The sequence below is a fragment of the Streptomyces sp. G5(2025) genome (genome assembly GCF_049542075.1).
Classification (GTDB): domain Bacteria; phylum Actinomycetota; class Actinomycetes; order Streptomycetales; family Streptomycetaceae; genus Streptomyces.
The window spans coordinates 726,557-750,185 of record NZ_JBMUZT010000006.1; the positions used below are offsets into that span (position 1 = coordinate 726,557).

A 23,629-nucleotide genomic window follows, 5' to 3' on the forward strand; every position below is an offset into this window, starting at 1 on the left:
GCGGGGCTCCGGTTCAGCGCGGGAGCGGGCTGGAGCGTCGTACGACCAGCTCCGGAGTGAGGACGACGCGCCGGTGCCGATGGCCTGCGCCTGCCCCGTCGTCCGACTCGGTCTCCTCCATGAGGAGTTCGGCCGCCATCGCGCCCATGGTCACGGCGGGCCGGCGCACCGAGGTGAGGCGGACGACGACGGCGTCCGCGAACTCGATGTCGTCGTAGCCGACGATCACCACGTCCTCGGGGACGCGCACCCCGGCCGCGTACATCGCCTGGAGCACGCCGAGCACGAGCAGGTCGTTGGCGCAGAAGACGGCGGTGGGCCGGTCCGCGAGGCCGAGGACGCGGGCGCCCGCGTCGCGGCCCGCGGCCACGTCGAGCCGCTCCGTCGGCAACTCCCGCAGCGCCGAGGGACCGAGGCCCGCCTCGACGAGCACCTGGAGCACGCCCTCCCGGTGGTCCTCGACCTGGTTGAGTCCGGGCGGGCCGCTCACGTACGCGAGGGAAGGGTGCCCCGCGTCCACGATGTGGCGCGCGGCGAGCGCCCCGCCCATCACGTCGTCGATGGAGACGGAGCACTCGGTGGCTCCCTGGGCGACCCGGTCGACGAGCACGAAGGGGATGTGGTGCCGGCGGAAGGCGTCGATGTTCTCCCCGGTCGCGTCGGCGGGGGTGAGCAGGACGCCGCGCACCCTCTGCTCGGCGAAGAGCCCGAGGTAGTCGGCCTCCTCGGCGGGGCTCTGCCCGCTGTTGCACACCATGACCCGCAGCCCGGCCTCGCGGGCGGCCCGTTCGGCGCCGCGGGCGACGTCCACGAAGAACGGGTTGCCCATGTCGAGGACGAGCAGCGCCATGATGGGGCTGCGCCCGGCCCGCAGCTGGCGGGCGGACTCGCTGCGTACGTACCCGAGCCGTTCGATGACGGCCAGCACGCGGTGCCGGTCTCCTCGGAGACCGTGTCGGGGCGGTTGATCACGTTCGGCACGGTGCCCACCGGCACTCCGGCGTGCTTCGCCACGTCCTTGATGCCGACCACGCGTCTCAGGTGCTCCATCCTGCTGTGCGGCCGTACGGCGTCCCTCCCGCGTACGCTGCCTCCATCCGATGATCGACGAGGAGGAACCCGCGATGCGTGTCGCCCTGTTCCTGACCTGTGTCAACGACACGCTCTATCCGGACACGGGCCGCGCGGTGGTGAAACTGCTGACCAGGCTGGGAGTCGACGTCGACTTCCCGGCGGCGCAGACCTGTTGCGGGCAGGCGCACTACAACACCGGGTACCGGCATCAGGCGGAACCGCTCGCCCGGCACTTCTCCGATGTCTTCGGTTCGGACGCGTACGACGCGATCGTGACGCCCTCCGGTTCGTGCGGGGCGATGGTGCGCGAGCTGTACCCGCGCATGGGCGAGCGGGCGCGCGCGGAGGGCCGCGGGGACGCCCTCGCGCGCACGCTCGCGCCGGTGGTGCCGAAGACGTACGAGCTGACGGAGTTCCTGGTGGACGTCCTCGGCGTGACGGACGTCGGGGCGTACTACCCGCACAAGGTGACCTACCACCCGACCTGTCACGGCCTGCGGAGCCTCGGCCTCGGTGAGCGGCCGGCCCGGCTCCTGCGGGCGGTCAAGGGCCTTGAGCTGGTGGAGCTGCCCGGCGCCGAGGAGTGCTGCGGCTTCGGTGGCACGTTCGCGGTGAAGAACCCCGATGTCTCGGCGGCGATGGGCGCCGACAAGGTGCGCCACGCGGAGTCGACAGGGGCCGAGGTGCTGTGCGCGGCGGACAACTCCTGCCTGATGCACATCGGCGGCACGATGGCCCGGCTGCGTACGGCCGTACGCCCCGTCCACATCGCGGAGATCCTGGCGAGTACGGAGGAGGAGCCCCTGCCATGAGCGGCCCTGTCATGAGCGGCACGAGCGGTACGAACGGCACGAGCGGCACGTACCTCGGGATGCCGGCCTTCCCGAAGGCCGCGCACGAGGCGGTCGGGAACACCACCCTGCGCGCCAACCTCCGGCACGCCACCCACACCATCCGCGACAAGCGGGCCCGCGCGGTCGCCGAGCTCGACGACTGGTCCGCGCTGCGCGAGGCGGGCAAGCAGATCAAGGACCACACGCTGCGTCATCTGGACCACTACCTCGTCCAGTTGGAGGAGTCGGTGACGGCGGCGGGCGGCACCGTCCACTGGGCCGCCGACGCCGACGAGGCCAACCGCATCGTGACGCGGCTCGTCCGGGAGACGGGCGAGTCGGAGGTCGTCAAGGTCAAGTCGATGGCCACGCAGGAGATCGGGCTCAACGAAGCCCTCGAAGAGGCGGGCATCCGCGCGTACGAGACCGACCTCGCCGAGCTGATCGTGCAGCTCGGCGAGGACCGCCCCTCGCACATCCTGGTCCCGGCCATCCACCGCAACCGCGGCGAGATCCGCGACATCTTCGAGCGGGAGATGGGGCGTTGGGGCCGTCCGGCGCCGGACGGTCTCACCGACAGCCCCCGCGAACTCGCCGAGGCGGCCCGTCTCCACCTGCGCGAGAAGTTCCTGCGCGCCAAGGTCGGCGTCTGTGGCGCCAACTTCATGGTCGCCGAGACGGGCACCCTCGTCGTCGTCGAGTCCGAGGGCAACGGCCGGATGTGCCTGACGCTTCCGGAGACGCTGATCTCGGTCGTCGGCATCGAGAAGCTGGTGCCCACCTGGCGCGACCTGGAGGTCTTCCTCCAGACGCTGCCCCGCTCCTCGACGGCCGAGCGCATGAACCCCTACACCTCTACCTGGACGGGCACGACGGACACGGACGGCCCCCGCGCCTTCCACCTGGTCCTGCTGGACAACGGCCGTACCGACACCCTCGCCGACGAGGTGGGCCGCCAGGCCCTGCGCTGCATCCGCTGTTCGGCGTGTCTCAACGTGTGCCCGGTGTACGAGCGGGCGGGCGGGCACGCGTACGGCTCGGTCTATCCGGGGCCGATCGGCGCCATCCTCAGCCCGCAGCTGAGGGGCACGGCCAGCGAGATCGACGCGTCGCTCCCGTATGCCTCCTCGCTCTGCGGCGCCTGCTACGAGGTGTGCCCCGTGGCCATCGACATCCCCGAGGTCCTCGTGCACCTGCGTGAGCGAGTCGTGCAGGGCGGCGAGGTGACGCGGCGCGGCGTGAAGGTGACGCTGAAGCCGGCGAAGGGGCACGCGGCGGAGCGGGCGGCGATGCGGGCGGCGGGCCTCGCGTTCGCCCGCCCCGGTGCGCTGCGCGCGGGCCAGCGCCTGGCGTCGCGCACCCGCCGGTTCCATCCGCGCACGCTCCCGGGGCCGGGCCGCGCGTGGACGGCGACCCGCGACCTGCCGAAGGTGCCGGCGGAGCCCTTCCGCGACTGGTGGCAGCGCACGGGCGGCGGCAAGGACAGCGGAAAGGGCGGCAAGTGAGCAGCCGGGACGTGATCCTGGGCCGGGTGCGCCGGGCGCTCGGCGGGCCGGGCGGGGCGCCGACGACGTACGACACGGACATCGACCGCGCATACCGCCGTCAGCACGGTGAGCGGACCGTCGGGGAGACGGTGGACCTGCTGGCGGAGAACCTCGCGGACTACCGGGCGATCGTGCACCGTACGGACGCCGGGGAGCTGCCTCTCCTGATCATGCGGCTGCTCGCCGAGCGGTGGCCGGACACCGTGCTGGTGCCTCCGGGGCTGCCGCCCGGGTGGATGTCGGCGGTCGATGCCCCTCTGGTCCACGACCGCGCGGTGAGCACCGCCGCCGAGCTGGACCGGTCCGGGGCCGTCGTCACCGGCTGTGCCGTGGCCGTCGCCGAGACCGGCACGATCGTGCTCGACGGCTCGCCCGATCAGGGGCGTCGCCGCATCACGCTCATCCCGGACCACCACATCTGCGTGGTCCGTGTCCCGGACCAGGTGGTGTCCTCCGTTCCGCAGGCCCTCGAACGGCTCGATCCGGCGCGTCCGCTGACCTGGATCTCGGGGCCGTCCGCGACCAGCGACATCGAGCTGGACCGGGTCGAGGGGGTGCATGGGCCGCGCGTCCTTGAGGTCGTGCTGGTGAGCGGTGAGTGACGGGCGCGGCTAGCGTGAGGGCATGATCCGGTTCGAGCAGGTGACCAAGCGCTACCCGGACGGCACGACGGCCGTGGACGACCTGTCCTTCGAGGTCGCCGAGGGCGAACTGGTCACGCTCGTCGGCCCGTCCGGCTGCGGCAAGACCACGACGATGATGATGGTGAACCGGCTCATCGAACCGACGTCCGGCCGCGTCTTCGTGAACGGCGAGGACATCGCCGCCGTGGACCCGGTGCGGCTGCGCCGCCGCATCGGTTACGTGATCCAGCAGGTCGGCCTCTTCCCGCACCGCACGGTCCTCGACAACACGGCGACCGTCCCCGCGCTCATCGGCTGGAAGAAGGCGAAGGCCCGGGCCCGGGCGGCGGAGCTGCTCGACCTGGTGGGCCTGGACCCGAAGACGTACGGCTCCCGCTACCCCGAGCAGCTGTCGGGCGGTCAGCGCCAGCGGGTCGGCGTGGCGCGGGCGCTGGCGGCCGATCCGCCCGTCCTCCTGATGGACGAGCCGTTCGGCGCGGTCGACCCGGTGGTGCGCGAGCAGTTGCAGGACGAGTTCCTGCGGATGCAGCGGGCTGTGCGCAAGACGGTCCTGCTCGTCACGCACGACATCGAGGAGGCGGTCCGCCTCGGCGACCGCATCGCGGTGTACGGCCAGGGCCGCATCGAACAGTTCGACACCCCGGGCGCGGTGCTGGGGGCGCCCGCGACGCCGTACGTCGCCGAGTTCGTGGGGGCCGACCGCGGTCTGAAGCGACTGTCGGTCACCGAGATCCAGTCGGACGACCTGGAGGAGCCGCCGGTCGCCCGGCTCGACGAGCCCGCCGCGCAGGCGGCGGCCCGGCTGCGCGAGGAGGGGGCGCGCTGGGCCGTGGTCCTGGACGCGGAGGGTGATCTGCATGGCTGGGTGGGCGTCGACGAGGTGGCGTTGGCCGGTGCCGGCGGCACGGTCGGCGACCTGGCGCACCGCATGAACTCATGGGTGCCGGTCGGTGCCCCGCTCAAGCAGGCGTTCGGTGTGATGTTGCAGCACGACGCGGGCTGGGTCGCGGTGCTCGACGGGGCGCGTTTCCTCGGCGTCCTGACCCCGGCGAAGCTGCATGAGGCGCTGCGCCGTTCGGTGGACGCGGACGCGCAGGGGGTCTCCCGCGACGAGGTGGAGTTCGACTCGGTCTCCGACGCGTAGGCGCCCCGCTGGTCGACCGGTGTTGTGTCCGCGGGCCGTGTGTGGCTGGTCGCGCAGTTCCCCGCGCCCCTTGAGGGGCGCTACAGCAGCCCCTTGTCCTCCAGATAGGCCCGTGCCACGTCCCGCGGCAACCGCCGCCAGCTGTCCACCTGCTCGTTCATGGACGCGAGGTCCTCCGTGCTGAGAACGGTATTGAGCCGCCCGAGGGCAGCCGCGACGCCCCCGCTGCCCGCCTGGGAGCGGTTGACGACGGGCACGATGTAGTCGGCGTTCTGGAGGTGCTTGTCGTCCTTGAGCAGGACGAGACCGAAGTCGTCGAGGGTGGCGTCGGTGGACGTGGTGAGCACCATCTGGTCCTGGCCGCTCTGGACGGCCTTCTTGGCCTGGGTCGTGCCGACGCCCTTCGGGTCGATGCCGGTGACGTCGATGCCGTAGACCTTCTTGAGGCCCGGCGCGCAGTAGGGGCGCCGCACGCATTCGTCCCCCGCCGCGAGGCGCACCTTCAGGCCCGACCTGCCGAGGTCGCTGAGCGTCTTCAGGCGGTGCCGGGCGGCGTACGACGCGGTGACGGCGAAGGCGTTCTGGTCGACCGCCTTGCCGGGGTCGAGGACGGTGAGGCCGCGCGGGGCCGCGAGGCGGCGCAGGGCCCGCATGGTGGTGCCGAGGTCGGGTGAGCCGACGGGACGGGCGTCGGCGCCGTTCTTCTTGGCGTTCAGCCAGTCCGCGAAGGTCGCGGCGTACTCGGGGACGACGTCGATCTGGCCGGACTCCAGGGCGGGTTCGTAGAGCTCGCGGTTGGCCACGGAGAGGATCTGTGTGCCGTAACCGGCCTTCTTCAGGAGCAGCGCGTACAACTGGGCGAGCAGGTCGGACTCGGTGAAGCCCGCGGAGCCGACGACGAGGTTCTTGCTGTCGCCCGGGGACGCGGTGACCTGGCCCCGGTCCTCCAACGACGGCCCGGAGGCGCACCCTGTGGCCGGGGCTGTCAGGGCGAGGAGGGCCGCGGTCAGGGCGGTGCGGCGCCTCATCCGGCGTTCCCCCGGCCCCTCGTCCAGCCGGGGGCGATCCGCTCGGCCACCTCGAAGACGCCTTCGACGAGGAGTGCGAAGAGGGCCACGAGCACGGCGCCCGCCACGACCTGCGGGGTGCTCGCCAGGTTGAATCCCGCCGTGATGATCCGGCCGAGCCCGCCGCCGCCGGCGAGCGCGGCGATGGTGGCGGTGGCGACGAGCTGCACGGCGGCGATGCGGACGCCGCTGAGCACCAGGGGCAGGGCGAGCGGCAGTTCGACCCGCCAGAGCAGCTGCCGCCCGGTCATCCCCATGCCGCGTGCCGCGCGCACCACGCTGCGGTCGACGCCGCGCATGCCGACGTAGGCGTTGGTGAGCAGCGGCGGCACGGCGAACAGGACGAGGGCGACGACGGTCGGCCCGTCGCCCCACCGGCCGAGCGGGGTCAGGAGCAGCAGGACGAGCACCGCGAAGGTCGGCACCGCGCGTCCGGCGTTGGAGATGTTCACGGCGAGCGCGCCGCCTTTGCCGAGGTGGCCGAGGACGAGTGCGACGGGCAGGGCGATCAGGCAGCTGATCAGCAGGCATACGACGGTGAGCACGAGGTGCTGGGTGAGCCGGTGCCAGATGCCGTCGTCGCCGGCCCAGTGCGCGGAGTCGGCGAGCCATGCCCAGGCGTCGGTGAGTGTCCTCATGAGCGGGCCCCCGCCCCTGCCGCTCTCTCCCAGGGCGTGAGGAGGCGCTGTACGCCGAGGAGCAGCAGGTCGGCGGCGACGGCGATGACGACGCAGAGCACGGACGCGGTGAGCACCTGGGCCTTGAAGTAGGTGTTCATGCCCGTGTAGATGAGGTTGCCGAGCCCGCCGAAGCCGACGATCGCGCCGACGGTGACCAGGGAGACGGCGGAGACCGTGGCGATGCGCAGCCCGGCCATGGCGGCGGGCAGCGCGAGCGGGAGTTCGACGGTGAGCAGGAGGCGGATCGGGCCGTAGCCCATGCCGCGGGCGGCCTGCCGGGTCTCCTCGGGGACGGCGCGGAGTCCGGCGAGGATGTTCCGTACGAGCAGGGTGAGCGAGTAGAGGACGAGGCCCGCGACGACGAGGGACGCGGAGAGTCCGTACACCGGCAGGAGCAGCGAGAACATCGCGAGCGAGGGGATGGTGTACAGGATGGTGGTGAGCGCGAGGACGGGGCCCGCGGCCCATCGCCAGCGGCGGGCGAGCACGGCGAGGGGCACGGCGACGACGAGGGCGATCACGACGGAGACGGCGGTCAGTTCGAGGTGCTGCACGACCGCGTCGAGGACGATCTGACGGCGGGTGCTCAGGTATTCACCGCAGATCCACTCATTGTGCGCGAGGCAGTCGTCGGGAGGCGCGGTCACCCGTCCATTCAAGGCGGGGCGACGGGCGGCGGCGCGTTGTGGTGGCCCGGATGGGGCACGCCACGGGCTCAGGCGTCGGGGATCCACGAGCCGTGGATGCCCGCCGGGACGCGGCGCGGCAGCTCGATCGCGGCGATCGGCGGCTGGGTGACGTCCCGCGCGTTCAGGACGAGCAGTTCGGAGGCGTCCCGCGCGAGGTCGCTGACGAGGGTCATGAGGTATCCGTCGTCCTCGGCCGTCCCCCCGGCCGCCTTTACGAAGCAGGGCTCGCCGTACATCCGTCCGGGCCCGGCGTCCGCGATCTGCCGCCGCCCGGTCAGCGCGTCGTACTTGACCAGGGCGTACCGTTCCAGACCCGCGCCGGGGAAGGCGACCGTGTACGTGTAGCGGTGCGCCGAGCCGGTCAACGCCTCGTTGATCGTGGCGAACTCGGTGACGAGGGAGTCGAGCCGCTCCTCCCGGGCGGTCCCGGTGGCCGGGTCCAGGATCCAGCGGTGCCGCATCGAGCCGACGGCGGGCACGGGCGGATGGCCGGGGGCGCCGGTCCACCACTTCCAGCTGCTCTCCCAGGACGACCGGTCGTAGCGGGGCCCTTCCACGACGATCCGCCCCGCCGCGTCCTCATGGGCGTTGGTCACATGGATCATCGCGCCGGCCTCCACCTCGTACCAGACGGGCTCGGCCGGTCCCGTGCGCGGCATCACGCCGATCCGGGGGCGGTAGGTGTCGCTCCAGCGGTACGGGATGCCGGAGGGCTCCTCGGCGTCGAAGACGACCGGCAGGTCGAGCCAGACGGTGTGGTGCGCGGTGAGCCCGAAGTCGTGCATCAGGGTGGGGCCTGCCGCGGGCACGACCTGACTGTGTATCAACTCCCCCTGTGCGTCGGCGACGTAGTACGTCAGGTACGGCGCCGTGGGCGCGTAGCCGAAGAAGTGTAGCTCGCCGGTCTCCGGGTCCTCCTTGGGGTGCGCCGTCATGGCGGTGGTCAGTCCGCCCCGGAAGTCGTGGACGCCGATCGTGTCCAGCTCGGGGCTCATCTCGAAGGGGAGGTTGGCTTCTTGCAGGGCGAGGATGCGGCCCGCGTGCTCGATGACGTGGGTGCCGGCGACGCTGGCGGTGAGGTCGACGGTGCCGTCGCCGCGGACCAGCGGGGCGCCGTCCAGGGCGGGGGTGCGGACCCAGCGGTTGCGGTACCACTGGGCGCGGCCCCCGCCGAGCCGCACACCGTGCAGCATGCCCGCGCCGCGGAACCAGTGGGTGGGCTCCTCGCCGGGCTTGGGGTTGTGCCCGTTGCGGAAGTATCGGCCGGACAGCTCGGGCGGGATGGCGCCTCTGACGGTGAGGTCGCGTGCGGTGATCTCGTCGGGGACGGGGGTGAAGTGGCCGGCGAGGTAGGGCGGTTGATGGAGGCCGTCGGCGGGGGCGGTGCGGGTCATGGTGCGGGTTCTCCTTGTGGTGTGGGGTGGTGTGGCGTGGAGTGGTGTGGCGGGGGTGAGCGGGAGGGGGCGCACGGGGTGCGGGGCGACGGCTGAGGCCGAAGACTCCGCTCAAGGCCGGCGGCCCCAACTGCGGGCGAGGGCTCCACTCGGGGGCGCGCGGCGACCGCTCAGGCCGAAGACTCCGCTCAAGGCCGGCGGCCCCAACTGCGGGCGAGGGCCCCGCTCGGGGGCGCGCGGCGACCGCTCAGGCCGAAGACTCCGCTCAAGGCCGGCGGCCCCGACTGCGGGCGAGGGCTCCACTCGGGCCACGCGGCACCGACTACGGCAGGGGTTCCGCTTGGCGGCGCACCGGTGCCGGTCAGGGCGTGAGGACGACCTTGCCGTTGACCGTGCCGGACTCGGCGAGCCGTATGGCGTCGGCGACGCGGGCCAGGGGCAGTTCGGCGGCGACGCTCGCGGTGATCTCGCCGCGGTCGAGCGCGGCGAACACCTCGCCGAGGTCGGCGCGTAGCCGCGCCCGGAAGCGGCCCTTGCCGAAGGCGCGCCCCGCCCAGACATTGAAGAAGTACGCGTGGCGCCGATTGGGGAGGCCGTTCCACAGCCACACCCGGCCGAGGATCTTGAGCACGGGCCACTGCTTGGACCCGGTGTCGTCACGTGTCGCCGCGGTGCCGTACGAAACGAGGGTGCCGCCGGGAGCCAGCAGTCCCCACGAGTCGATGACGCTGCGCCCGCCCACGTGGTCGAAGACCGCGTCCACGCCGTCCGGCGCCAGCTCTCTGACCCGGCGCGGGACATTTTCGGTCCGGTAGTCGATGGCCCGGACGCCCAGCCGCCGCAGGGCCTCATGATGGCGGACGGAAGCGGTGCCGATGACGCGGGCACCGGCGGCGAGGGCCAGCTGGACCAGGAGCGAGCCGACCCCGCCGTTCGCCCCGTGCACCAGCACCGTCTGGCCGGCGCGGACCCGGGCCTTGCGGTGCAGCATCTGCCAGGCGGTGATGCCGTTCACCACCGCGGTCGCCGCCTCCGCGGCGCCCACTCCTCCGGGCACCTCGACGACGTCCGCCGCGTCCAGCAGGACGTGGCTGGCCCAGCCGCCGGTCTTGGTCAGCGCGGCGACCCGCTTGCCGACGAGCGGGGGCGCGACACCGGGGCCCGCCGCCAGCACCGTACCGACGAGGTCGTACCCGGGGACGAACGGGAACGGCGGCTGGTCGTAGTAGCGGCCGCGGCGCATCTGCTGCTCGGCGAAGGAGACGCCGGTCGCCTCCATCGCGACGACGACCTGACCGGCACCCGCGACGGGCAGGGGGCCGCGCCGCAACTCCAGACCCTCCGGCTCGACCTGCCCCGGAAGTACGACCTCGATCCGTTCCGTTGCACTCGTAGCACCTGTGGCAATCATTTACGCCCCCTAATATTCCGTAGCTACTGTCGCTGTGGTTAGAAGCTATAACTTCTCGAAGAGGCCGTCAAGAAACTGGGTGATAACGTCTAACTAAAGCGTCAGGGCATCAGATGTGCGGGCAGGCAAGAGCAGAGGGAGGCGGCATGTCCGAGACCGGCGGGACGGCCACGGCGGCAAAGAGGGGCGGGGGCGAGAAGGGCGCGGCGGCGACGGCCGGGGCCGCCGCGGGGTCGCCCCGCGAGCGGTACCGGGCGCAGGTCCGCGCCGAGGTCAAGGAGCGGGCGTGGGAACAGATCGCCGACGCGGGGGCCTCGGCCCTGTCCCTGAACGCGATTGCCAAGCGGATGGGCATGAGCGGACCGGCGCTCTACCGCTACTTCGGCAGCCGTGACGAACTGATCACCGAGCTCATCCGGGACGCCTACCGCAGCCTGGCCGACACGTTCCGCTCGGAGGCCGAGGGCGGCGCCGACCTCGCGGGCCTCGCCCGCGCCCTGCGGCGGTGGGCGCAGACCGACCCCCACCGGTATTTCCTCGTCTACGGCACGCCCGTGCCCGGCTACCACGCCCCGGACGACGTCACCGAGATCGCCTCGGAGATCATGTCGGTGCTGCTCGACGCCTGCGCGAAGCTGCCCCAGGACACCTCGGACGAGGCCTTCGACCAGCCCTTCGGCTTCAACCAGTCCTTCGGCTTCAACCAGTCCTTCCGCGAGCACATCGAGGCGCACAGGCAGTGGGCGGGTGAGCACCCCGCCGGCCCTGCCCAGCTCCACCGCGCCCTCTCCTTCTGGACACGCCTCCACGGCGTGCTCTCGCTCGAACTGGCGGGCCACTTCACCGGCATGGGCTTCGACGCGGGCGCCCTCTTCGAGGCGGAGCTGGCAGGACTGCTCGGGCGGGGGTGATGGGGTGACCTGTCCGCGCCGGTCGGGTTCGCCGGCCACCGCCGCGCCGGGGGTGGTCCGCCCATGGGCCCAGGACTCGCGCCCCATACGCACGGCGCCCCCGCTGGCTAAAGCCGGCGTCCATGCAAGCTACGGAGATCACTCGTCGCGACCCGGCGGAGCGCAGGCAGGACACCCTGGAACGACTCGGCTCGGAGCGCGACATATGGCTGTCGACGGCCCACCCGGACCACGGCCCGCACCAAGTACCCCTGTGGTTCCTGTGGGACGGCCAGGCGGTGTGGATGTGCACCGGCGCGAACTCCGCGACCGTACGCAACGTACGGAAGGAGCCGCGCGTACGACTGGCGCTGTCGCACACCATGGACGTGGTGATGCTCCAGGGGGAAGCGGAGTGTTGCCCCGCCCCCGACGTGCCCAAGGAGGCCGCGGACGCGTTCGCGGGCAAGTTCGGCTGGGATCCGCGTACGGCGAAGGCGCCCTATACGTATCTGCGCGTCGTACCGCGAACCGTGCGCGCCTGGCGCGGAGAACCGGAGCTGCGGGGCCGGCTCGTCATGCGCGACGGGGTGTGGCTGGGGTAGCACGGGCCGCTGGGCGCGGTGCGCCTGGTGGCGTTCACGGGACATCGGCGGCCGGTCCAGTGCGCGTGATGGCGTTCACGGGACATCGGCGGCCGGTCCAGTGCGGAACGGGTGTCGGCCGGGCGCAGGCCCACCCGGCACCCCCGGCCCACCCCGCGCCCCACCGCACGACACCACACCCCACCGCACCGCACCCGCACCGACCCCACGACCTGCGCAAAAACCCCCGCACCCCACCGACACCGCCCCCCGCCCGGGCGAAATCCCCGCGCCCCCAAGATCCGCCCACGGCAGACTTGCCGCCCATGACCACCTCAGAGTTCAAGACCGACCTCCGCGTCCACCTCCAGGACGCCCGCGACGCACTGCTGTGGAAGCTCGAAGGCCTGTCGGAGTACGACATACGCCGCCCCCTGACGCCGACCGGCACCAACCTCCTGGGCCTCGTCAAGCACGCGACCGGAGCCGAGGCACTGTACTTCGGCGCCACGTTCGGGCGGCCGTTCGACGGGCCGCCCCTGTGGATCACGGGCGACGCCGAGCCGAACGCGGATCTGTGGGCCACCCCCGGTGAGAGCCGGGAGCACCTCGTCGGTCTCTACCGGAAGGCCTGGGTCCACTCGGACGCGACAATCGAGTCACGGGAACTCGACGCGGTCGGCCGGCTGCCCGGCGGCGAGGGCGCCGAGGGCAGCGAGATCACGTTGCACCGCGTGCTCGTCCACATGATCGCCGAGACCGGCCGCCACGCGGGCCACGCCGACGTCGTCCGTGAACTGATCGACGGGACGGCTGGATTGAGGGTCGGCGACGACAACCTTGCCCAGGGCGACGCCACGTGGTGGGCCGAGCACCGCGCCCGGGTGGAGCGGGCGGCACGCGAAGCGGGCTGAGACGGCCGGGGCCGTGGTGGCGCCCGTCCGCCCACCCGGACTCCCTCTCGGTGCCCCTGCCGGATGCCAAAGCTCGACCCCGCCCCGCCCCGCCCCTACGCGCACGCCGAGGGTTGACAGCAACTCGGATCCCCGGCCCGGCGTCCGTGGTGGACGCCGCGGACCCGGCCTTCCTCGTGCCCAGCCGGATGCCGCGGCGCGTCGCGGCAGGCGTGCCGCGCCTCGGGGCAGTTGTTGCCGCGTACGCCCGCCGAGACGACGCGGGCCATTCTCGACTCGCTCGCGCTCGCGCTCGCGCACCGCGCGGCCGTCGGGGACGCGCGACGCCTCGCCGACCGGCCGGTGGACGTCGTCCACGTCGTGGGCGGCGGGGCCCGCAACGCCCTGCTGTGCCAGTTGACGGCGGACGCCCGCGGGCTGCCGGTGGTCGCGGGCCCGGCGGAGGCGGCGGCGCTCGGCAACGTACTGGTCCAGGCGCGCGCACGGCCTGGTCGGCGACCGCGCCGAAGCACGGCGCCTGCGGGCCCGGAGCCTGCCCCTGACCCGCTACGAGCCGCACGGTGACCGGGCGCGGCCCGGGCGGCCGCCGCCGAACGGATCAGCCGCCCCTGAGCGCTCCGGGCGGGCGCGGGCACCGAGGGTGTCCGGTGTCCGCCGCGCCCGCCCGGGGCACCGCCTCTCACGCCGAGACGGACGGGGCGCCCATGGCACCGCTCTCCCACGCGGCGCGCAGCGCCTTCTTGTCCACCTTGCCGACCTTGGTCGTCGGCAGCTCGTCCAGCAGGACCGTCCCGCGGGGCGTGTACAGGTCTCCCAACTCGGCGGTCACCGCAGCGGCGACCTCGGCCGGGTCGACGTCGGCGTCCCCGGCCGTGGCCAGGAAGATCTGGACGGCCTCGCCGTACTCCTCGTCCGGTACGCCGAGCGCCGCCGCGTTGCGCACCCCGGGCAGGGTGAGCAGGAAGTCCTCCAGGACCCGGGAGTAGACGTTGTCGCTGGTGCTGCCGGTGACGATGATGTCCTTGGCCCGGTCGACGAGATAGAGGTAGCCCTCGGCGTCGAGGTAGCCCATGTCCCCGGTGCGCAGCCAGCCGTCGCGCAGCGCCGCCGCGGTGCGCTCGGGGTCCTCGTAGTAGCCGAGCATCACCGTCTCGCCGCGCACGCACACCTCACCGACCTGCCGGACGGGCAGGGCCGCCGTGCTGTCCTCGCCGCGGATCTCGATCTCGACGTCGGATATCGCGCGGCCGCAGCTGCGCCAGAGCTCCGGCCGCCGGGCTCCCTCCGAGGCGAGGTCCTCCGCGCCGAACGCGGCGATGCCGAGCGCCTCCGACTGCCCGTAGCCCTGGCTGAGCACGGGCCCGAAGACCTCGACCGCCTGCCGCAGCCGGCTGGGCGAGGTGGCCGCGCCGCCGACGACGATCCGCCGCAGCTCGGGGAGCGCGCCGGGTTCGCACGCCGGGTGGTCGAGCAGGGCGTACAGCATGGGCGGTACGAACATGGTGGCGGTGATCCGCTCCTCGCGCAGGACCGTCAGCGCCGCGCCCGCCTCGAACTCGGGCAGTACGACGAGGACGGAGCCGGTCACCAGTGCCTGGACCGACGTGAGGTGGCCGCTGCCGTGGGTGAGGAGCGTGGCGGCGAGCACCCGGTCCGTGCCCGGGTCCATGGACGGGAAGAACGCGGACCGGGATTCCTCCGCCTTGTCCACCGCCAGGTCCACCAGCGCGTCGTAGAGCCGGTGGCTGTGCGCGGCGAGCTTGGGGCGGCCGAGGGTGCCGCCGGTGTAGAGGACGGTGACGGCCTCGTCCGCTCCCGGGGCGGGCACGCCGTCCGGGCGCACCTCGGGGCAGTCGGCCGCCAGGGCGAGCAGGTCCGCACACGGCTGCTCGCAGGGCCCGAGGCTGAGCAGGGCGGGTGCGTGGACGCTGCGGCCGGCCGCGTCGGCGGCGCGGTGCGCGAAGAGAGGGTCGGTGACCACGGCGCGCGCCTTGGACTGCTCGACCAGCGCGGCGAGTTCGCCGGGCCCTGGCTCCGGCGGCAGGAACACCACGCGGCAGCCGATGAGATGGACCGCGAGCTGGACGAGGACGGAGTCCACACGATTGGCCAGGAACAGCCCCACTCCGTCACCGGGCACGAGCCCCTGCCGGCGCAGCGCGTGCCCCAAACGGAACATCCGCCGCCGAGCCTCTCCCCGGGTGAGCCGCCGCGCCCCTTGGACGAGCGCCTCGGCGTCCTCGTCCTGGTGCCAGTGCTCCAGGATGCGGTCCACGTAGGTCTGCGGCTCAGATGTTCCCTGTGTGTTGATGATCATGAACACATGCAAACATGCCACTTAGGGGCGACGGTCTCGCAGGGGGCAACTTCGGCCATCGATGGGCGGAGTAGCATGCCCCCGCCCTTGAGCCCGGGGCCGCCGAGCCGCCGTGCGGCCAACCCGGGCTACTGAAGACGACCCCGTCGGTTCTATATTCATACAAACAATTCACACGCGGCCCTGCTGCGATGAACACGGGGTGGGACCGCAGTGATCGAACCCGACGGCACCGGATCCGCCCGGACCGAGTCCCGCGCTGCCCGCAAGACGCGCGAGAAGGCGCGGAAGCGCAAGCGCGTGGTCGCGGTCGCGGCCGTGCTCGCGCTGGGCGGGGTGGCCACCACGTGCGTCCTCGCCCTCGGGGACTCCTCCGGGAACGGGGACGACGCCCGGCACACGGCGTCCACGTCGCAGGGCAACGCGGCGGAGAAGGCGCGTTCCGCGAAGCGCGCGAAGAAGGGCGAGGAGAAGTGGGACGGCAAGATCCGGGTGCTGGGTGACGGCTCCACCTCGTACACCGGGCCGCAGCGCGGACAGCTCAAGCCCAAGAAGCTGAAGCCCGGCGAGAAGCCACCGCAGTTCGTGGTCTTCTCCTGGGACGGCGCGCTGGAGGGCGACGACCACCGCTTCTCCCACTTCCGCCAAGTGGCGCGGGAGAGCAAAGCCCACATGACCTTCTTCCTCACCGGCATCTATCTGTTGCCGGAGAGCAAGAAGGCCCTCTACCGCCCCCCGCAGCACAACCCGGGGTCGGCCGCCATCTCGTACCCGACCGTCCCGCACATACAGACCACGCTGGAGCAGCTGCGCGGGGCCTGGAAGGACGGCCATGAGATCGGTTCGCACTTCAACGGGCACTTCTGCGGTCCCAAGGGCGGCGGGGACTGGAGCCCGGCGGAGTGGAAGAGCGAGATCGAGCAGACGTATTCGTTCGTGAAGAAGTGGAAGACCAACACCGGCTTCACGCAGGAGGCGCCCCTGCCCTTCGACCCGGACCGGGAAGTGGTCGGCGGCCGCGCGCCCTGCCTGGAGGGGCAGAAGAACCTCCTGACCGCGATCAAGCCGTTCGGCTGGCGCTACGACGCGAGCTCCTCGGGGGACTTCCAGATATGGCCGTCCAAGGTCGACGACATATGGAACTTCCCCCTGCAACTCCTCCCCTTGGAGGGCAAAGAGGTGCAAGTCCTCTCCATGGACTTCAACTTCCTCTACCACCAGTCGGGCGACAGCACCGAGGGTGACCCGGAGAAGTACCCGCAGTGGGAGGCGCAGGTCCGCAAGTCGTACATGAACGGCTTCAACCGCGTCTACAACGGAAGCCGCGCGCCGATGTTCATCGGCAACCACTTCGAGGACTGGAACGGCGGCATCTACATGAACGCCGTCGAGGACGTGATGCGGGAGGTGTGCCCGCGCAAGGGCGTGCGCTGCGTGTCGTTCCGGGAGTTGGCGGACTGGCTCGACGCCCAGGACCCGCAGGTCCTGGCCCGGCTGCGCCTGCTCGACCCCGCGCAGGCGCCGGACTGGAAGTCGCTCGTCAAGTAGCGTGGGCGGGGGCCGCGGCGCACCTCCTGCTACTTCACCGCCTCGATGTAGTCGGCCCACAGGCCCACCGCCCGCTCGCTGCCGAGCTTTCCGGGGGCGTCGCCGCCGAGCCCCTTCAGCGGCAGCGGCACCAGGTCCTTCAGCGACATGCGGTACACGACCACGGCCGTGGTCTCGTCCTCGGTGCCGCCCACGAACCAGCCCGCCGTGTTCGCGGTGGTCGTCCCGGTCTTGCCCACGGCACCGGCGCGCGCCCCGCCCGCCGCCTTGGCCGACCCGTCGGTCATGGTGGCCCGCAGGGCGTCCGTGACCGCCTGGGCGGTCTTCTTCGACACCGCCCGGACGGGCTTTCGTTCGACGAGCGGCACCGCGTCCCCGGCCCGCGTGACCGAGCGCACCGAGTAGGGGTCGGTGTGCATCCCGTCGGCGGCGAACGTCTGGTACGCGCCGGCCATCCGGATGGCGCTGGGCGTCGAGTTCTCCCCGAGCGCGAACGTGGGGATCCGCTCCCCCAGGCTCGATTCGAGCAGCCCCGCGCGCAGGGCGTACGTCTCCACCCGGTCGAGGCCGACGTCGAGGCCGAGTTGGAGCATGGGCGTGTTGACGGAGTTCGCGACGGCCTGCCGCAGGGTCACCTCGCCCCAGTCCCGGCCGCCTTCGTTGCGGCCCTTCACGACCTTGCCGCTGCGGTCCCAGTACGGCCCCTCCGGCGTCCGTACGGCGATCCGGTCGTCGCCGTCGTAGACGCTGGCCGGGGAGACGGGTGTGCGGCCGCCGTCGCGGGTGCGCTGCACACCGTCTTCCAGGGCGGCGGCGTAGACGAAGGGGGTGAACACCGAACCGGCCGGGATCGTCGTCGCGTTCGACTGGTTGAAGCCCTGCTTCAGGTAGTCGTGGCCGCCGTACACGGCGAGCAGCCGGCCGTCCGGGGCGACGCTCGCCGCACCGATCCTGGCGTACTTGTCGGTGTCGGGCCGCCGCTTGGCGTCGAAGTCCTTCTCGGCCTTACGGACGGCGGCGGTCAGGGCCTTCGTGCGCTTCCGGTCGAAGGTCGTGCGGATCTGGTAGCCGCCGAGGTCGTAATCGGCGGCCTTGATGTGCCCCTCCTTGATGGCGTGCCGCTTGGCCAGCTCCACCAGATAGCCGGTCTGCGCGCCGGGGATGGTGCCGCCGGACCCCGGCTTCGTGGGCTCCGGGAACTTCTTGTACGTGGCGCGCTCGGCCTGCGTGAGGTGGCCGGTCGCGACCATGCGGTCCAGGATCCAGTTCCACCGTTCGACGGCCCGCTCGCGGTTCTCCTTGCCGAGGGCCGGGTCGTACAGACCGGCGCCCTTGAGGAGAGAGGCCAGGAACGCGCCCTCGCTGGGGTTGAGCCGCGAGACGTCCTTGCCGTAGTACGCGTGCGAGGCGCGCTGGATGCCGTAGGTGCCACGCCCGAACCAGCTGGTGTTGAGGTAGTCCTGGAAGATCTTGTCCTTGCTCGTGTGGTTGTCCAGCTTCACGGCGAGCAGGGCTTCGGTGAACTTGCGGGACAGGGTGCGGTCCTGGCTGAGGTAGACGTTCTTCACGTACTGCTGGGTGATGGTCGACCCGCCCTGGGTCTCCCCTCCGGTGACCGCGGCGGTCGCGGCACGCAGGAAACCGGTCGGCGAGACCCCGGAATCCGAGTAGAAGCTCGCGTTCTCGGCCGCGAGGACGGCCCCGCGGACCTTCGGCGGCACCTTGCCCAGCGGTATCTCCTGCCGGATGACCCAGCCGGTGCGGGCCATGACGGTGCCGTCGGACCAGTAGTACACGTTGTCCTGTTGCGTGGCGAAGGAGTTGAGGTCGTCCGGTATGTCCGTGGCGGCGTACGCGATCGCGACGAAGCCGCTCAAACCTACGAACATGTACAGGAAGGCGCCCAGCCACTGACGCCACGAAGGCATCCACCGCCGCCAACCGCTGCGCCCCGGCCGGGGATACGCGGGACGCAGGCGCCGCAGCTGCCTGCGCGCCCGGGCGAGGGCGCCGGGTATGCCGCCTGGCTGTGCCCTGCGCCGCTCCCCGGACTTCCTGCGCCGGCCCGTCGCCGCTCGGCGGCCCCCCGGTGCCGCCCGCCGCCCCCCGGAGCCCCCACCTGCGGCCTTCCTGCGCCCACCCACCCCGTACGCCTCCTCTGCTGCGCTTTGCCGCACACCCTAGAGGTACGCGGGGCGCCTCCGCCGGGGCCTTGACGCCCTGGTCCGGCGGCCTTCGGGACTCCGGCGGGAGGAACAGCACAGTGCCGGCCCGGAGTTGTGCGAAGATTCCGTGCCCCAGTCGGGGTGATCAAGCGACAAAAGAGGAAACAGAGTGATACCCAAGAGATACAGACCCGCCGTCGTCGCGGGTCTCACCGCAGCTGTGGCATCCGGCTCCCTGCTGGCGCCCCCCGCGCACGCGGACACCGCCAAGAGCGAGCCCCGCAAGGCCGACCGCAAGACGGTCGCCACCTTCGCCCGCATCGCCGATGACGTCCTCTCCCGGCGCACCCAGGCCCTGGTGGAGGAGCACGCGGGACGCGGCGGTTCCGGCGCCGGCGCTTCCACGGCACGCATGTCGGCCCGGCTGAAGAAGGACGAGGACGCCGCGCTCCGCTCGTTGCGCGCCCGCAAGTCCCGGCTGGCGAAGCTCGGCGAGGCCTACACGAAGGCGGACACCCGCGTCGCCGTGGAGCGCGCCACGATCACCGGCGGCACGGCGACCGTCGAGGTGACCTCGTCGTCGACGCTCACCTACAAGAAGGTGCGCGGGGACGAACCGGCCACCACCGCGTTCTCGACGCGGCAGGAGCTGAAGCTCGCCGGCACGAAGGGCGGCGGCTGGAAGCTGACCGCGATCACCTCGCGGGACGACGGCCCCGTCGCGGTCAACGACCCTTCGGTGGCCCGGGTGAACACCGTCGAGGACGACGGCAACCAGTACCCGGACGGCACCCCGGCGTCCACCAAGCGCCCCGCCACCCCGATGCCCTCGGGGAAGACCGCCACTACGTACGACTACGCCGCCATGGCGCGGTACGCGGAGAAGTACTGGTACAGCTACAACCCGGCGTACCGGACGTTCAACGGATCCGGCGGCGACTGCACCAACTTCGTCAGCCAGGCGCTGCACGCGGGCGGCTGGAAGCCCGTTCCCGGCTCCGCCTACGACTACCGGAACTGGTGGTACGACGGCGCGAGCCAGAGCACCTCCTGGATCGGCGTGAACGAGTGGGCCTGGTTCACGCTGTCCAACCGGCGGGCCCCCAACCTCGCGAACGCCTACCAGATGGATGTCGGCGACGTCCTCCAGGTGGACTTCGACAAGAACGGGTCGAAGGACCACACCATGATGGTGACGTACCGCAACGGTCGGGGCATGCCGTACCTGACGTACCACTCCAACGACACGTACCGCAGGTCGCTGGCGAGCGTCGTCGCGTCTTACCCCGACGCGCGTTACTTCGCGTACCGCACCTGACGGAACCGGTAGCCCCACCGGACCGGCGCGGGCGGCACCGGGTCGTCCCCGCGTGGCCTTCGCGGTCGCAAGGCCGATGCCGGCGGAGCGCTCCGCCAAGGCTCCCGCGCCGGTCCTTCCGTGAGGTGCCCGCGAAGCGGGCCGGGTCAGGTTCACTCGCCCGGCCGCACCCGCGGCGGCGTGCCGTTTCCTTCTCCTGGGTCAAGGGCAACCGCACCCTATGGACCATTCGAAAGCGCCGGTACTCGAAGCCCTGGCCGCCTACCACTCCGAAGGACAGACCCCCTTCACCCCGCCGGGCCACAAGCAGGGACGCGGCGCCGACCCCCGGGTCCGTGAGGTTCTGGGGGACGCGGTGTTCCGCTCGGATGTCCTGGCGACCAGCGGCCTCGACGACCGCACGTCCTCCCACGGCGTGCTCGAAGAGGCGCAGGCCCTCATGGCGGACGCCGTCGGCGCCGAGCACACCTTCTTCTCCACCTGCGGCAGCTCCCTGTCGGTCAAGTCGGCCATGCTGTCGGTGGCGGGGCCGCACGAGAAGCTGCTCGTGGGGCGCGACGCCCACAAGTCCGTGGTCTCCGGGCTGATCCTCTCCGGCATCCGGCCCATCTGGGTCGCGCCGCAGTGGGACCCGGAGCGGCATCTGGCCCACCCGCCGTCCGCGGAGGCCTTCGAGGCGGCCTTCGCCGAACATCCCGACGCCAGGGGCGCCCTCGTGACGACGCCCACGCCGTACGGCACCTGTTCGGATCTGGCCGCCGTCGCGGAGGTCTGCCACAGGCGGGGCAGGCCGCTCATCGTGGACGAGGCGTGGGGCGCCCACCTGCCGTTCCACCCGGACCTGCCGACCTGGGCCATGGACGCCGGAGCCGACGTCTGCGTCACCTCCGTGCACAAGATGGGCTCCGGCCTGGAGCAGGGTTCGGTCTTCCACCTCCAGGGCGACCTGATCGACCCCGAGGTGCTCAAGAGCCGCGAGGACCTGCTCGGTACCACCAGCCCCTCCGTGCTGTTGTACGCCGCCCTGGACGGCTGGCGGCGCCAGATGGTGGAGCACGGCCGCGCCCTCTACGACGACGCGCTCGCCCTCGCCGCCTCCTTGCGGACCCGGATCGCCGGCATCGAGGGGATGCACGTCCACGGGCGGGACGACTTCTGCGGGCCCGGCCGCGCGGCCACCATGGACCCCCTCCAGATCATCGTCGACATCACCGGTCTCGGCACGACCGGCTACCGGGCGGCCGACTGGCTGCGCGAACACCACCGGATCAACCTGCACCTGTCCGACCACCGTCGCATCAGCGCCCAACTGACCCACGCCGACGACGAACACGCCGCTCAGACACTTCTCACGGCGCTGCGGGACGTCGCCGCGCACGCGGACGAGCTGCGGCCCGCGCAGCGGGTGGCGGTCCCGGATCCCCCACAGCTGCGGCTCGAACAGGTGTTGCTCCCGCGCGACGCGTACTTCGGACCGACCGAGCAGGTGCCGTGGGAGAAGGCCGTCGACCGGGTCACCGCGGAAATGCTCACCCCGTACCCGCCCGGCATCCCCGCCGCGCTGCCCGGCGAACGTCTCAACGCGGACGTCGTCCGCTACCTGCGCACCGGCGTCGACGCCGGCATGGTCGTGCCGGATGCCGCTGACACGGAGGTCAAGAGCGTGCGGGTGGCGGTCGAGGACTGAACCGGCGGCGAGTTCAGGCATGAGGGCGCGGTTACGGGGCACCCGTACCCCACCGAACTGTGTTCAGGAGGGGTTTGTCATCGTGCTGAAGCCGGAACCGCGCTCAGTGAGAACTCTGCTCGCCCGTTACGCCTGCGCGCGCATCGCGCTCGTGGAGAAGGCAGACCCGGCGTGGCAGCGGGAGCTGGAGGACGTCACCTACACGCTGTGCGTGGTGACAGGCACGCAGTCGATCACGGATGCGATCGCGGCCGCCGACGAGATCCTGGCGACCGCCGAGCGCCCCGACGCACGACCGGCGGCGCCTGCTGCGCCTGCCGCTCAGGACACGGTCCTGGCGGCCTGAGGCGGTACGGCGGCCCCCGGTCCCCCTCCGGTGGTCATCCTCCGGCCGCGGCCTTCCGGTGGTGGCGGGCCCAGGCCCGCTCGGGCACATCCGTACGGAGCAGGACGTCGGCCGCGGTGCTCGCCAGCGCGTACGCCGCCGCCAGCATGACCTCGCGTCCCCGCGGTCCGGCGGCCGCCCGGGCGAACTCAAGGGTGTGGTCCGAGCCGTCCGACCCCATGATGGCGACGAACGGATGGATCGTCGGCACCCGGGTGCTGACGTTGCCGATGTCCGAGGACCCCAGGTAGACCCCGGCGGCGGGCTCCGACAGCCGGATGCCCGCCTTCTCCAGGTGTCCCGCGAACAGCCCCGAGAGCACGTCGTTGTCTCGGAAGTGCTCGTACCGGGCGGCCACCTCGGCGATCTCCGTCTTCGTCCCCGTGGCCAGCGCGACACCCTGCGCGCACGAGCGCAGCTCCGCCACCAGGTCCTCCAGCGCGGACGTGGTCGCGCCGCGCAGCCCGAACAGCCCTTCCGCGTACTCGGGGACGATGTTCGTCGCCCGGCCGCCGTCCGTGACGATGCCCTGGACGTGCGACCCGGCGGGCAGCCTGCGGTCCAGGACGCCGAGCGTGTTGAACAGCTGGATCAGCGCCCCCAGCGCGTCGATGCCTTCCGTGGGGTTGCCCGTCGGGTGCGCGGCCCTGCCGTGGAAGCCGATACGTATCTGCGCGCTCGCCGTCAAGGGCGCCCACGACCAGTCGTATACGCCCGGGTGGAACATCAGCGCGGCGTCCACCCCGTCGAACAGGCCCGCCGCCACCTCCGCGACCTTGCCGCCGCCGCGCTCCTCCGCCGGCGTCCCGACGGCCAGCAGGGTTCCGGCGGCGTCGCCGAGCGCGGCCCGCGCGCCGAGGGCCGCTCCGAGGCCCGCCGCCGCGATCAGGTTGTGCCCGCAGGCGTGTCCCAGCTCCGGCAGCGCGTCGTACTCCAGCAACAGGGCGACGCGCGGGCCCTTTCCTGCGGCGGCCGCCGTGCCCGAGCGGGCGACGAAGGCGGTCGGCAGCCCTGCGGCACCCCGCTCGACCAGGAACCCCTCGTGTGCCAGCTCGTCCGCCAGCAGCCGGGCGGCGCGGTGCTCCTCGTAGGCGGTCTCCGGTTCGCCGTGCAGCGCGAGGCTCACGTCCCAGAGCCGGCCGGCGCGGGCGGCGACCTCCCGCTCGATGCGGGCGTACACGGAATCCATGTCCGTATCCATGGGCTGCGACACGTGACCTCCTCGACCTCCTCGGACCGGGTCTGCGCGGTCGCCCGGCGACGGCACGGGACGTGTTCCACGGATTCCGGCAGCCACACGTGCCTCGACGGCACCGTCCCGTCCCTTGTGAACAGTGC

General features: G+C 72.2%; 19 protein-coding genes and 2 pseudogenes. 12 read left to right on the forward strand and 9 right to left on the reverse strand.

Annotated features, from left to right (window positions below; genetic code table 11):
• Positions 1-13: 13 nt before the first annotated feature.
• Positions 14-1,041: pseudogene (locus tag ACOBQB_RS14020) on the reverse strand (LacI family DNA-binding transcriptional regulator).
• 83 nt (positions 1,042-1,124) lie between these two features.
• Between ACOBQB_RS14020 and ACOBQB_RS14025 the strand changes: the two are divergent.
• From ACOBQB_RS14025 to ACOBQB_RS14040, 4 genes are read left to right on the forward strand one after another with little or no spacing between them, the layout of a single operon-like run.
• A complete protein-coding gene (locus ACOBQB_RS14025) occupies positions 1,125-1,886 on the forward strand; it encodes a (Fe-S)-binding protein (RefSeq protein ID WP_423598468.1) in 762 nt (253 codons plus the stop codon).
• 11 nt (positions 1,887-1,897) lie between these two features.
• Positions 1,898-3,412: a LutB/LldF family L-lactate oxidation iron-sulfur protein gene (locus tag ACOBQB_RS14030; RefSeq protein ID WP_423598470.1), complete on the forward strand. Its 1,515-nt coding sequence runs from the start codon at positions 1,898-1,900 to the stop codon at positions 3,410-3,412.
• On the forward strand, positions 3,409-4,056 hold the full coding sequence (locus tag ACOBQB_RS14035; protein ID WP_423591886.1) for a LutC/YkgG family protein: 648 nt from the start codon (positions 3,409-3,411) through the stop codon (positions 4,054-4,056). The genes ACOBQB_RS14030 and ACOBQB_RS14035 overlap by 4 nt, the downstream gene beginning before the upstream one ends.
• 22 nt (positions 4,057-4,078) lie before the next feature.
• Entirely contained in the window at positions 4,079-5,242 is a 1,164-nt protein-coding gene (locus ACOBQB_RS14040) for a betaine/proline/choline family ABC transporter ATP-binding protein (protein ID WP_423591888.1), read from the forward strand.
• Positions 5,243-5,322: 80 nt separating this feature from the next.
• Here the strand turns inward: ACOBQB_RS14040 and ACOBQB_RS14045 are convergent, their stop codons facing one another.
• The 5 genes from ACOBQB_RS14045 to ACOBQB_RS14065 form a co-directional block, all read right to left on the reverse strand.
• Positions 5,323-6,270 (reverse strand): ABC transporter substrate-binding protein, encoded by a 948-nt coding sequence (locus ACOBQB_RS14045; RefSeq protein WP_423591890.1) that lies wholly within the window; start codon positions 6,268-6,270, stop codon positions 5,323-5,325.
• The gene (locus tag ACOBQB_RS14050) at positions 6,267-6,947 is read right to left on the reverse strand and encodes an ABC transporter permease (protein ID WP_423591892.1); all 681 of its coding nucleotides are present in this window, start codon (positions 6,945-6,947) and stop codon (positions 6,267-6,269) included. Before ACOBQB_RS14050 ends, ACOBQB_RS14045 begins: the two co-directional genes overlap by 4 nt.
• Positions 6,944-7,636 (reverse strand): ABC transporter permease, encoded by a 693-nt coding sequence (locus ACOBQB_RS14055; RefSeq protein ID WP_423591894.1) that lies wholly within the window; start codon positions 7,634-7,636, stop codon positions 6,944-6,946. Before ACOBQB_RS14055 ends, ACOBQB_RS14050 begins: the two co-directional genes overlap by 4 nt.
• 68 nt (positions 7,637-7,704) lie before the next feature.
• Entirely contained in the window at positions 7,705-9,072 is a 1,368-nt protein-coding gene (locus tag ACOBQB_RS14060; RefSeq protein WP_423591896.1) for a carotenoid oxygenase family protein, read from the reverse strand.
• A gap of 361 nt (positions 9,073-9,433) precedes the next feature.
• Positions 9,434-10,483 carry a medium chain dehydrogenase/reductase family protein gene (locus tag ACOBQB_RS14065; RefSeq protein ID WP_423591897.1) on the reverse strand — a complete coding sequence of 350 codons (1,050 nt, stop codon included), beginning with the start codon at positions 10,481-10,483 and terminating at the stop codon, positions 9,434-9,436.
• Between the two features lie 146 nt (positions 10,484-10,629).
• Here ACOBQB_RS14065 and ACOBQB_RS14070 point away from each other — a divergent pair, with 146 nt between their 5' ends.
• From ACOBQB_RS14070 to ACOBQB_RS14085, 4 genes and pseudogenes are all read left to right on the forward strand, one after another.
• Positions 10,630-11,394, forward strand: a complete 765-nt coding sequence (locus ACOBQB_RS14070; RefSeq protein WP_423591899.1) for a TetR/AcrR family transcriptional regulator — start codon at positions 10,630-10,632, stop codon at positions 11,392-11,394.
• A 122-nt stretch (positions 11,395-11,516) separates the two neighbouring features.
• Positions 11,517-11,978 (forward strand): pyridoxamine 5'-phosphate oxidase family protein, encoded by a 462-nt coding sequence (locus ACOBQB_RS14075; RefSeq protein ID WP_423591901.1) that lies wholly within the window; start codon positions 11,517-11,519, stop codon positions 11,976-11,978.
• A gap of 305 nt (positions 11,979-12,283) precedes the next feature.
• On the forward strand, positions 12,284-12,871 hold the full coding sequence (locus ACOBQB_RS14080) for a DinB family protein (protein WP_423591903.1): 588 nt from the start codon (positions 12,284-12,286) through the stop codon (positions 12,869-12,871).
• A 137-nt stretch (positions 12,872-13,008) separates the two neighbouring features.
• A pseudogene (locus ACOBQB_RS14085) lies at positions 13,009-13,445 on the forward strand (FGGY-family carbohydrate kinase); the annotation flags it as partial.
• Positions 13,446-13,550: 105 nt separating this feature from the next.
• Here the strand turns inward: ACOBQB_RS14085 and ACOBQB_RS14090 are convergent.
• Positions 13,551-15,188: a class I adenylate-forming enzyme family protein gene (locus tag ACOBQB_RS14090; protein ID WP_423591905.1), complete on the reverse strand. Its 1,638-nt coding sequence runs from the start codon at positions 15,186-15,188 to the stop codon at positions 13,551-13,553.
• A 213-nt stretch (positions 15,189-15,401) separates the two neighbouring features.
• Here ACOBQB_RS14090 and ACOBQB_RS14095 point away from each other — a divergent pair, with 213 nt between their 5' ends.
• Positions 15,402-16,736 (forward strand): hypothetical protein, encoded by a 1,335-nt coding sequence (locus ACOBQB_RS14095; protein WP_423591907.1) that lies wholly within the window; start codon positions 15,402-15,404, stop codon positions 16,734-16,736.
• A 29-nt stretch (positions 16,737-16,765) separates the two neighbouring features.
• On the opposite strand, the gene ACOBQB_RS14100 is transcribed toward ACOBQB_RS14095, so the two are convergent.
• Positions 16,766-18,664, reverse strand: a complete 1,899-nt coding sequence (locus ACOBQB_RS14100; protein WP_423591908.1) for a transglycosylase domain-containing protein — start codon at positions 18,662-18,664, stop codon at positions 16,766-16,768.
• Positions 18,665-19,070: 406 nt separating this feature from the next.
• Between ACOBQB_RS14100 and ACOBQB_RS14105 the strand changes: the two genes are divergently transcribed.
• The 3 genes from ACOBQB_RS14105 (at position 19,071) to ACOBQB_RS14115 (ending at position 22,252) form a co-directional block, all read left to right on the forward strand.
• Positions 19,071-20,219: an amidase domain-containing protein gene (locus ACOBQB_RS14105; protein ID WP_423591910.1), complete on the forward strand. Its 1,149-nt coding sequence runs from the start codon at positions 19,071-19,073 to the stop codon at positions 20,217-20,219.
• A 220-nt stretch (positions 20,220-20,439) separates the two neighbouring features.
• The gene (locus ACOBQB_RS14110) at positions 20,440-21,906 is read left to right on the forward strand and encodes an aminotransferase class I/II-fold pyridoxal phosphate-dependent enzyme (protein ID WP_423591912.1); all 1,467 of its coding nucleotides are present in this window, start codon (positions 20,440-20,442) and stop codon (positions 21,904-21,906) included.
• An 82-nt stretch (positions 21,907-21,988) separates the two neighbouring features.
• The gene (locus tag ACOBQB_RS14115) at positions 21,989-22,252 is read left to right on the forward strand and encodes a DUF5133 domain-containing protein (protein WP_423591914.1); all 264 of its coding nucleotides are present in this window, start codon (positions 21,989-21,991) and stop codon (positions 22,250-22,252) included.
• 34 nt (positions 22,253-22,286) lie between these two features.
• Here ACOBQB_RS14115 and ACOBQB_RS14120 read toward each other — a convergent pair whose 3' ends face one another.
• Positions 22,287-23,492 (reverse strand): amidohydrolase, encoded by a 1,206-nt coding sequence (locus ACOBQB_RS14120; protein ID WP_423598472.1) that lies wholly within the window; start codon positions 23,490-23,492, stop codon positions 22,287-22,289.
• Positions 23,493-23,629 lie beyond the last annotated feature (137 nt).